Origin of the sequence: Arthrobacter sp. H14 (assembly GCF_000520495.1) — a bacterium.
Classification (GTDB): Bacteria; Actinomycetota; Actinomycetes; order Actinomycetales; family Micrococcaceae; genus Arthrobacter_C.
This window is the reverse complement of sequence record NZ_KI914658.1, coordinates 1-9534: the sequence shown is the minus strand read 5'-3', so window position 1 is coordinate 9534 and position 9534 is coordinate 1. Positions and strand designations below refer to the sequence as shown.

Sequence of the window (9534 nt, the reverse complement as noted above, 5' to 3'; positions counted from 1 at the left end):
GAGGAATGACAGGCTCGACGGGTCGGCCACGTAGTCGTCGAAGTGCACCCGGAAGGCGGCATCTCCGAGGTCCTCTGCCAGTGCCAGGAACCTCTCCTCCGTCGCCTTCAGCTCAGCGAGCGCGTTCGGCTTGTCGGCCCACCATTTACTGCGGCTTACTTCCTCGAGGGACCGCGTGTTGACGACAAACCGGGCCCCGGGAAACACGCTGCGCAGGTACCCGATGAATTCTGGCAAGTCGTTCTGTGGCCAACGTATTTCCTTGTAACCCACCACCCGGGAGTCATTCTCTGGCCGGATGAAGGTGCTCAACGCCAGCTCCCGCATGCCGGAAAGTGCAACGTCGTCGGGATAACCGTCGATCCCGAACCACGGGTGCGTCACGGGGATCGGTTCGGCTTTCCTACGTTGCTCCCGGTCCTTGACCGCCCGCTGGTGGAATTTGTAGAGGTCGCCCATTAGTCCCCGGTTTTCGCCGCGGATCAGGTAGCCGGGAATCGTATTCAAGATCCCCTGGAGCAAGGTCGATCCGGAACGTCCGTACGTCACCACAAACAGGTACTTCAGGCCTTCGCCCTGGTTCCGGGATCCGCTCTGCAGGCGCTCATTCTCCAAGCAGATTTCCGCATTCCGCCGACGCAGATAATCCCGTTCGGCAATAACGTCCCTGAGCCGCGGAATCCGGCGTGCCACGCCACCGAGATACGCCACCGTGTCCACCGGACCTCCTGTCGATTGATACCTATCGTGCCCAAGGCTAGCGGCCATGAGGAGGCCATATCGATCCAAAAGCGCCCCTGCGCGAACATGTCACCCGACGTTCACCCACCGGAAACGTTGCCGGGCTCAGTCACGGAAGTCCCACTGCTGCGAGAGTTCATCTGGATGTCAGTCGGCGGTTCCATACTGACCATGTCGGCGCGTCAGGGTGGACTCGGCCGACATTTATGCGGCCCATTCCCCCATAGGAGGCTGTTTTTATGACTTCATCTGTTTCCCGCCGCGGGTTCCTGGGCGGCACCGCCGCCACCGGTCTCGGCTTCGCCTTCGCAGGATCCGGAAGCCTCGACGCGTTCATCAGGCCTGCCTCTGCGGCCACGGGCACCGCCACCGGTTACGGCATTCTGGTGCCGGACCCTCGGGGTATTCTTGCGCTGCCGGAGGGCTTCTCCTACGAGCTGATTGCCCGTTCCGGTGAGACTTCAACCGACGACGGCGTCCATCCCAGTGACCCGGATGGTATGGGCGTTTTCGCCGCCGGTGATGGCGGTTCCATCCTGGTGACCAACCATGAGAACAGCGGCGAGGAGGACTTCCCTGTTCCGGCGATGGACGGGATAACCTACGACCCGGGCGCTATCGGGGGCACGTCAACCATCCTCGTCGACAAGGACGGCAGAAGGGTCAGCCAGTACACATCTTTGGCGGGGACGGACAATAACTGCGCCGGCGGCATCACCCCCTGGGACACATGGTTGACCTGCGAGGAGACCGAGTCCCGCGCCGGGCAAGGTGGAAACACCAAAAACCACGGTTACGTCTTTGAAGTCGATCCGCAAAGCCGCGCCGCCAACATTGGCAAAAGCTCGGTTCCGTTGACCTTCATGGGCCGATACTCCCATGAGGCAGTGGCAGTCGATCCGGCCACCAGCGAGGTTTACCTGACCGAGGACGCCGGCAACCCGAACGGTCTCTACTTCCGGTGGGTACCACCGATGGGCTTCGTTGCAGGAAAGAACGCCTTGCGGAACCTCGCTGAGTTGCCCGGTGGCGACAACGCGGGTCGGCTCCAGGCGATGCGCTGCTTCCTCGGCAGCCAGCACATCCCGGATCTGTCGGAGGCAACCAACGTCGGCACCCGGTTGAAGGTCGAATGGGTTGACGTTCCGGACCGCAGCGCTGCCACCGTGTCGGTGCGCAACCAGTTTGAAGCCGGCCAGGTTACCCGCGCACGCAAACTTGAGGGCCAGTGGTGGGCCGACGACGGCGCATTCTTCGTCTCCAGCTTCGCCCGTACAGAGGACGGCAGTGCCAATGACCACGATGGCCAGGTCTGGTTCTACGACCCATCCAGCGAGACCATCACGCTCAAGACGATCTTCGGCATCAATACGGAACCGGAGCAGGACAACGGAAACTTCGACGGTCCGGACAACATCACCGTCTCTCCCCATGGCGGGCTGATCCTTGCCGAGGACGGTTCGGGTATCTCGCACCTGGTCGGCGTTACTTCACAGGGCAAGGCCTATCCGCTGGCACGCAACGACTACAACAACAGCGAATTCTGCGGTCCCGCCTTCAGCGCGGACGGCAACACGCTGTTCGTGAACATCCAGTCCCCCGGCTTCACGCTCGCCGTGACCGGGCCGTGGGGCCGTCCCAGCAACGCTGTCTCATAAGAAAGGACGTCTCCCCATGGGGAAACTCTTCGACAACCCACTGCCCCTCATCATTGTCGTTATCCTCGCGCTGCTGCTCTTCGGAGCACCCAAACTCCCCGGGATGGCACGCAGCGTCGGCCAGTCCCTGCGGATCTTCAAGTCTGAAGTTCACCAGATGAAGGACGATGTAAATCCAGAGTCCGACGGCGATCCGGATCCTGCCGACCGCGAGCACGATTCCGATAAAGGCACGAGCCACTCCGGAAGTGCAGACAGCATGGCAAGCGCAACAAGACCCCCGTCGGACCGTAGTTCGTAAGGGAGCAGACCTCAGGGATTTGCTCCAGTCTGCGGAAGAGCTACCCTACGGGTGCGTCCGGATGGATGCTCCGGGTCTCAGAGCGTGTCTTTTGTTTCCGGAGCCAGCCTGCGAGGTACACCTTGGGCAGAATCTTGGCGACCGACAACGCGACGTACATAACGGTGTTGATTGCGACGAATGCCGCCAGGACAGCGAACAATTCGGTCTGCAAGGTCGCTCCCGGAAGGAGAATTCCGGTGGGAGGCATTACGCCGATGGCAGCGTTCATACCCTCACTCCCTCCGTATGAGCACTTGCGGGAGCCTTAGGGGTTAGGTGCTTCCAAGCGGCCTGCCGCCCAAGGGAGATGTCGATGATTCCCTTGACATAGACAATGTTGAGGAACATATCGAAAAGCAGTTCGGGGAAGAGCGTGAGGGCCAGCAGGCGTGCCCGCCAACCACCCTTCCACACGGTTACAACACGTTCGATCATGAACAGCGCCCCCAGCCCGAGCCAGAATGGGAACCAGATCCAGACATCGAGCGAGAGCACCATGATTGAGATGAGTAACAGGTAAGAGCCCAGGGCAATGACGCCATAGCCGATACCGAACTGCTGCGCCCAGTAACGCATGGTCTGGGGTGTGATGCCGTAGGCACCGAGATTCTCCAACGCGCCGCGTTGCCACCGCAGCCGTTGCGCCCACAATGTCGACCAGGTGGGCATTAACTCAGTGACGACCGTGCATTGCGGAGGGGATATCATGAGTGCGCCCAGGGACTTCAGCGCAATGGTTAATTCATTGTCCTCGGTCAATGCGGCGGTGTCGTAGACGTCTCCGGGCTGTCCCGGGATCGATGTGCCGCGGTTCTTTGCTACTGTCCTCAGCGCGGCGGGTCGGAAAATCGAAGCCGTCCCGGTCAAGACAAATACCCGGCCGCGTCTGCGGCGGATTTCCCGGGCGTAGCGGATGTACTCATTGCGCTGGAAAAGGCCGAGCAACCCATGTCCGTCTTCCCCGTAAAAAAGACCCCCGATGGCCATCAATGCCCTGTCGTCAGTGAAGCGGACGACTGCTGTTTCCAGGAAACCGTCATCGAGTCTTGTATCTGCATCCATCACCATGACGACGTCGTTATCACCCTGTTGAGGGAGCAGTTGCTTGAGCGCCTGGTTCAGTGCGCCTGCCTTCTTCTGCGTATTGTTCACCGATTCGAGCACCTCAACTCCCGCCCGCAGGGCTACGGCAACCGTCGAGTCTGTGCAGTTATCGGCAACAACAATCACCCGCTCGGGACGGTGCGATTGATTCAGAAGTGAAGCAATCGTCAACGGCAGGGAGATTTCCTCGTTGTGAGCCGGAATTAACACGGTCACCGATACCGGCCCGGCGTAAAAACCGCGCGTGGAAGCCATCACAACCCTCGGCGCCAGAGGAGTTGCCAAGGCATTTACCGACCGGCGTGAGGTGTTCGCAATGCGCTGTTCAAGCAGAGCCACACTCGCAGCAAGCAGGAGTGCGAGAGCAACGGCCGCGAGCATCACTCGCAAGGGCGGCGCTTCAGCGTCATAGAGAACGGTCCAAACCCCGAAAAGGATGCCCTGGGTTGGCGCATAGCCGGCCGCGGGGCGCTCTGCCGCAACGATGAACCACACCATCGCCGCCGCGCTTATCACCGCAATTGCGATGACTATGCCGACTGTGCGCTGAAACCGCCTCTTCCCCATGGGCGAATAATAGCACCACAAACGTTCATTAGTAACATACGTCACACAAGTTGCTTGCTTTGTGGTCAAATGAAAGCCGGGACACACTGACGTCGCCAACTTCCATGTTAATACACCTAGGTCAGCGCCAGATGTGTTTGGACGGCTCCTGCAAGGTCATTGGCCACAGTCTCGGCGGTGGACAGGTCCGCTGCCTCGACCATGACGCGCACGAGCGGTTCTGTCCCAGACGGACGCAGCAGCACGCGTCCAGTGGCCCCCAGCTGTTCTTCTGCGGCCAGGACGGCGCTGCGCAGTCCGTCGTGCAGCGTGACCTTGCTCTTGTCGACGTCGCTGACGTTGATCAGCACCTGGGGCATCTTGGTCATTTGCGTGGCAAGCTCGGCCAGCGTCTTCCCTGTCGCTGCGACCTGTGCCGCCAACTGGAGACCTGTCAGGACCCCGTCGCCGGTGGTGGCGTATTCGTTGAAGATCACGTGGCCGGACTGTTCGCCGCCAAGGCTGTAGCCGCCCTTGCGCATGGCCTCGAGGACGTAGCGGTCTCCGACGGCGGTTTCCTCGATGCGTATTCCTGCCGCCGACATTGCGAGCTTCAGGCCAAGGTTGCTCATCACGGTGGCCACCAGGACGTTGTCCTTGAGCCCGCCCGCGGCATGCAACGCCATTGCCAGGATCGCCATGATCTGGTCGCCGTCGACCTCGTTGCCCTCATGGTCGATGGCGAGGCAGCGGTCGGCGTCGCCGTCGTGGGCGACGCCCATATCGGCCCCGTGTCCGACGACGGCCTTCTTCAGCTGGTCCATGTGGGTGGAGCCGACCCCGTCGTTAATGTTGAGGCCGTCCGGCTCGGCACCGATGACGATCACATCCGCCCCTGCATCCTTGAATACCTGCGGGGAACAGCCGCTGGCAGCCCCGTTGGCACAGTCGATGACGATCTTGAGCCCGTCGAGGCGCGCCGGCATCGTGGAGAGCAGATGAACGATGTAGCGGTCCTCGGCGTCCGCAAAGCGCGAGATCCGGCCGACATCCCCGGCGAGTGGCCGCAGCTTGTCCTTGCTGAGCTGGGCTTCGATCGCATCTTCGGCATCGTCGGCGAGCTTCTGCCCGCCGCGGGCGAAGAATTTGATGCCGTTGTCCGGTGCGGGATTGTGCGAGGCGGAAATCATCACGCCAAAGTCAGCGTTCAAATCCGCGATCAAATATGCGGCCGCGGGCGTGGGAAGCACGCCCGCGTCGTAAACGTCGACGCCGGAACTCGCCAAACCCGCTTCGACGGCGGCGGCGATGAACTCTCCGCTGGCCCGTGGGTCGCGGGCGATGACCGCCGTCGGACGGCGTCCATCCGAAATTTTGTCGTGGCCAAGCACCGCTGCAGCGGCCTGAGCCAGCTCCAGGGCGAGCTCTGCCGTGAGCAAGCCGTTGGCTAATCCTCGAACCCCATCGGTCCCAAACAATCTAGACATTGAACCCAATCTTATTGCACGACCCCATCGGATCTGGTCACGTTCCGGATACAACAAAGCCCGTCCGGAACCGGCGTAGCGGATCCAGACGGGCTTTGCTGTAATACTCGCGCTGATCCCGGCGGGCGGAACTTTAGCGCTTGGAGTACTGCGGAGCCTTGCGGGCCTTCTTCAGACCAGCCTTCTTGCGCTCGATGATACGGGCGTCGCGGGCCAGGAAGCCGGCCTTCTTCAGCGCCGGGCGGTTGTTCTCGCGGTCAATCTCGTTCAAGGAACGGGCTACACCCAGACGCAACGCGCCGGCCTGGCCGGATGGGCCGCCACCGTTGATGCGCGCGATGACATCGTAGGCGCCTTCGAGCTCCAGGATGCGGAACGGGTCGTTGACTTCCTGCTGGTGCAGCTTGTTCGGGAAGTAGTCGGCCAGTTCGCGGCCGTTGACCTTCCAAGTGCCGGTTCCGGGAATCAGGCGCACGCGGGCGATGGCTTCCTTGCGGCGGCCGACTGCTCCACCGGGAACGGTCAGGGCCGGGCGCTCACGTGCCGGGGCCGACTCGGCCGACTCCGGCGCGCTCTCTGAGGTGTAGCTGGTGGGTACTTCCTCGGAAGTGGTTTCAGTCGTCGTCTGCTCTTCAGTATTCGTCGTCTGCTCTTCAGTATTCTGAGCCACGATTCTCCTTAGTTAAAAGTTTGTGTTGGTGGCCAGGACTACTGGGCGACCTGGTTAATTTCGAACGTCTTGGGCTGCTGGGCCGCATGCGGGTGCTCTGCACCGGCGTAGACCTTCAGCTTTGATACCTGCTGGGCAGCCAGCTTGTTTTTGGGCAGCATGCCGATGATGGCCTTCTCCACGGCGCGGACCGGGTTCTTCTCGAGCAGTTCCGCGTAGGTCATGGAGGAGAGACCACCCGGGTAACCGGAGTGGCGGTAGGCACGCTTCTGTTCGAGCTTGGCCCCGGTGAGGGCGACCTTCTCGGCGTTGATGATGATGACGAAATCGCCCATGTCCATATGGGGGGCAAAGGTCGGCTTGTGCTTTCCGCGCAGCAGTGTTGCGGTCTGGCTGGCAAGACGGCCTAGGACAACGTCGGTGGCGTCAATGACGTGCCACTGGCGGTTGATGTCGCCTGGCTTCGGGGTGTACGTACGCACGGTGTTTGCCTTCGTTTGAGTGTTCTTCGATGGCGGAGCATGTGTTCCTATGCAACGCCGGTTACTTATGCGGTACCGGAACTCCAGGTGAGGACTGAAATGTAACCGGCGATCCCTCGGGCCTCGGCTGACTCCAGTGAATTAACGGTTCTGCAACTGAACCTCCACAGAGCGCAGCGTATCGAGACAGGACACGCACAACGACAATAAATCGTAGCGCGGCGCAGGCCTCCGGGGCAAACTGAGGCAGCATAGTTCATTTCGCGGACGTCAGAGAGGCGTCAAATTTCATGGCTTCATCTGCCATCCAACTTGCAAGCGATATATTCTCCGAACTGCCACCATTGCGGGCAGTTCTGGTCAATAATGCCGTCATCTCGGGTTCCGCCATAGGTCGACTGAAGTAGTATCCCTGACCGGAGGAGCAGCCGAGCCTTTTCAGTTGTTCGGCCTGCTCCCAAGTTTCAATTCCCTCAAAAATCGCTTCCAGCTCACATGCTCGGACGAGTTGAAGGATGGCGGCCACAAACTCTTGCTGGCGCGGACAGGTCGCCACTTGCCCCATGAGGGAACGGTCAATCTTAACCATATTAACGGGAAGCTCACGAAGGTAGCTGATGGAGGAATAGCCGGTGCCGAAGTCGTCGATTTCAATGCCCACACCGAGCTTCTTTATGCCTGTGAGTGCGTATCTGTCGACCTCGTTTCTGGTGACGAGTGCGGTCTCCGTAATTTCGAGCACAAGATTTGCAGGTTCAAGCCCGGTCGCGCGCAGAACATTTCGTACGTCTTCCACCAAATCGATCCGCCGAAGTTCGACCGCGGAGAGGTTGATTCCAACCTTGAAGTCGTTGGCCAGGCTGAGCTGGTTCTGCCATTCCCGCATTTGTTTCGCTGCTGTCATAAGTACCCAGCGGCCCAGCTCGACGATGCTACCGCTTTCTTCCGCGAGAGGGATGAATTCATCCGGCATGACGAGACCGCGGGTCGGGTGATTCCAGCGGACGAGGGCCTCCACTCCCTGGATTCGTCCTGTGGCCAGATGGACAACGGGTTGATAGTGGAGAATCAGCTGATCCTCCGCGATGGCCACGCGCAGCTCGGATGTGAGGGTGTTACGCATCTGCCGTGCGTGCAGCATGATTGGCTCGAAAATTCTTACATTGCTCCGCCCGCTGGCCTTAGCTTCGTACATAGCGGTATCCGCCTCGAGCAGCAGATTTTCTGCCGTCGTTCCTGGCCGGGCGATGTGAAGACCTATGCTGGCCTTGGGAAACACCTGCATTTCGGCAAGTTCAATCGGCTCGTTCAAGGCGTTCAACACGCCACTTGCTACACGCTGCGCATGTGCCGGGGTGGAATGAGGAATGAGTATGGCGAATTCGTCTCCGCCTTGACGGGCAACGGTGTCCGTCTCCCGAACCACCCGCCGTAACCGTTCGGCCACTGTCACTAGGACATGATCGCCGGCCGCATGACCCAAGCTGTCATTTACCGCCTTGAACGAATCCAGGTCCAGCAGGAGCAAGGCAGGAGGCGCCGCCCCTTGGTTGGCCTCATCCAGAGTTTCTTCCAAGGCGCGCATGAACGCCACCCGGTTCGCGAGACCGGTTAACGCATCAGTCATGGCCATTCTCTCCATGGCTATATGCGCCTCATGGAGCATCGCGGTGCGGCTTTCGACCCGTTCTTCAAGTTCCTGCTGCGCTATCTCAAGCTCCGCTGCAAGAAGGTTGAAGCCGGTAATTACAGCATCAATCTCGTCGCGGTTCTTGGAAGTATCAATTCGGGTTTTCAGGTCTCCAGAGGAAAGGCGCACGATGCCGTCAACCAATGAGTCAAGTCTGTGATCAGCTGACTTCTTCTGCTTGGACATAGCCCTCCAGCCAGGTAAGCGCTTCCGATTCGGAGGTGAAAAACTTGGTCGGGCAGTTCGGCGCCTCCCCACCAAGAAAGAAGCTCGCAATAACTCGGTCGACTGGGCTCTCGCCTAACAACGCAAACGCGGATGCTGATTTCGTTGCGGCGTATGCCCGCCTGGCACGACGGCTCACAGAACCAACACCAGTTAATTGCAAGAGAACGGGAACAGTGCGTCCGCCGCTTAGTTCGATGAGACGATCGATTGTTTTTCTGGCGACGGCCTCACTGATGTGGATCCCCGGAGGCAGTTGGAGACGGATCACCCCATCAGCACAAAACCGAATGTCCGGTGCAGGATCCTCCGTGAGCACAATAGGCTCAGGCTCCTCAGTAAAGCTTCTCCGGTCTGCTACTACAGGCATATCCAGCACTGTTCCCCCACAACCCCAATGCAACGGCAGTAAATCCGTCGTTGTTTCCTCCATAAGAAGTTCCGCCAGCGAAGCTGAGACCCTGACGTTCTTCTCTCGATAGCCTCATGATAAGCGCATACCTGCCCCTGGGGCCAGCGTGACGCAAATTACTTTGTTCTGGCAAAACGGCCCGAGCCATTACCCCTGAAGTTCTTCGAGAGCGGCGG

The 9534-nt window shown here is 60.0% G+C and carries 10 protein-coding genes; 2 read left to right on the top strand and 8 right to left on the bottom strand.

Annotation, left to right across the window (positions count from 1 at the left end; translation table 11 throughout):
* Positions 1-720, bottom strand: a 720-nt coding sequence (locus Y707_RS25805; protein ID WP_026535413.1) for a sulfotransferase, incomplete at its 3' end; no start/stop codon positions are given.
* A gap of 260 nt (positions 721-980) precedes the next feature.
* Here Y707_RS25805 and Y707_RS0112960 point away from each other — a divergent pair.
* Entirely contained in the window at positions 981-2399 is a 1419-nt protein-coding gene (locus Y707_RS0112960; RefSeq protein ID WP_026535412.1) for an alkaline phosphatase PhoX, read from the top strand.
* Positions 2400-2415: 16 nt separating this feature from the next.
* Positions 2416-2700 (top strand): twin-arginine translocase TatA/TatE family subunit, encoded by a 285-nt coding sequence (locus Y707_RS0112955; RefSeq protein WP_026535411.1) that lies wholly within the window; start codon positions 2416-2418, stop codon positions 2698-2700.
* A 40-nt stretch (positions 2701-2740) separates the two neighbouring features.
* Here the strand turns inward: Y707_RS0112955 and Y707_RS0112950 are convergent, their stop codons facing one another.
* The 7 genes from Y707_RS0112950 to Y707_RS30730 all read right to left on the bottom strand — a co-directional run bounded on the left by Y707_RS0112950 (position 2741) and on the right by Y707_RS30730 (position 9379).
* Positions 2741-2971 (bottom strand): hypothetical protein, encoded by a 231-nt coding sequence (locus Y707_RS0112950; protein WP_253905162.1) that lies wholly within the window; start codon positions 2969-2971, stop codon positions 2741-2743.
* Positions 2968-4413, bottom strand: coding sequence for a glycosyltransferase family 2 protein (locus Y707_RS25800; RefSeq protein ID WP_051441968.1), 1446 nt, complete (start codon positions 4411-4413; stop codon positions 2968-2970). The genes Y707_RS0112950 and Y707_RS25800 overlap by 4 nt, the downstream gene beginning before the upstream one ends.
* A 116-nt stretch (positions 4414-4529) precedes the next feature.
* Positions 4530-5879 carry a phosphoglucosamine mutase gene (glmM, locus tag Y707_RS0112940; RefSeq protein WP_026535409.1) on the bottom strand — a complete coding sequence of 450 codons (1350 nt, stop codon included), beginning with the start codon at positions 5877-5879 and terminating at the stop codon, positions 4530-4532.
* Between the two features lie 133 nt (positions 5880-6012).
* Positions 6013-6549 (bottom strand): 30S ribosomal protein S9, encoded by a 537-nt coding sequence (rpsI, locus tag Y707_RS25795; RefSeq protein WP_026535408.1) that lies wholly within the window; start codon positions 6547-6549, stop codon positions 6013-6015.
* A gap of 38 nt (positions 6550-6587) precedes the next feature.
* Positions 6588-7031, bottom strand: a complete 444-nt coding sequence (rplM, locus tag Y707_RS0112930; RefSeq protein ID WP_026535407.1) for a 50S ribosomal protein L13 — start codon at positions 7029-7031, stop codon at positions 6588-6590.
* Positions 7032-7287: 256 nt separating this feature from the next.
* Positions 7288-8907 (bottom strand): putative bifunctional diguanylate cyclase/phosphodiesterase, encoded by a 1620-nt coding sequence (locus Y707_RS25790; protein WP_081744845.1) that lies wholly within the window; start codon positions 8905-8907, stop codon positions 7288-7290.
* A complete protein-coding gene (locus Y707_RS30730; protein WP_155852966.1) occupies positions 8882-9379 on the bottom strand; it encodes a DUF7793 family protein in 498 nt (165 codons plus the stop codon). The genes Y707_RS25790 and Y707_RS30730 overlap by 26 nt, the downstream gene beginning before the upstream one ends.
* Positions 9380-9534: the final 155 nt, after the last annotated feature.

Bases quoted from the DNA above. Each gene is read 5' to 3' on its own strand.
- glmM (WP_026535409.1), bottom strand. From the start codon at position 5,879: ATGTCTAGATTGTTTGGGACCGATGGGGTTCGAGGATTAGCCAACGGC.
- Y707_RS25790 (WP_081744845.1), bottom strand. From the start codon at position 8,907: ATGTCCAAGCAGAAGAAGTCAGCTGATCACAGACTTGACTCATTGGTT.
- Y707_RS25800 (WP_051441968.1), bottom strand. From the start codon at position 4,413: ATGGGGAAGAGGCGGTTTCAGCGCACAGTCGGCATAGTCATCGCAATT.
- Y707_RS0112955 (WP_026535411.1), top strand. From the start codon at position 2,416: ATGGGGAAACTCTTCGACAACCCACTGCCCCTCATCATTGTCGTTATC.
- Y707_RS0112950 (WP_253905162.1), bottom strand. From the start codon at position 2,971: ATGAACGCTGCCATCGGCGTAATGCCTCCCACCGGAATTCTCCTTCCG.
- Y707_RS30730 (WP_155852966.1), bottom strand. From the start codon at position 9,379: ATGGAGGAAACAACGACGGATTTACTGCCGTTGCATTGGGGTTGTGGG.
- Y707_RS0112960 (WP_026535412.1), top strand. From the start codon at position 981: ATGACTTCATCTGTTTCCCGCCGCGGGTTCCTGGGCGGCACCGCCGCC.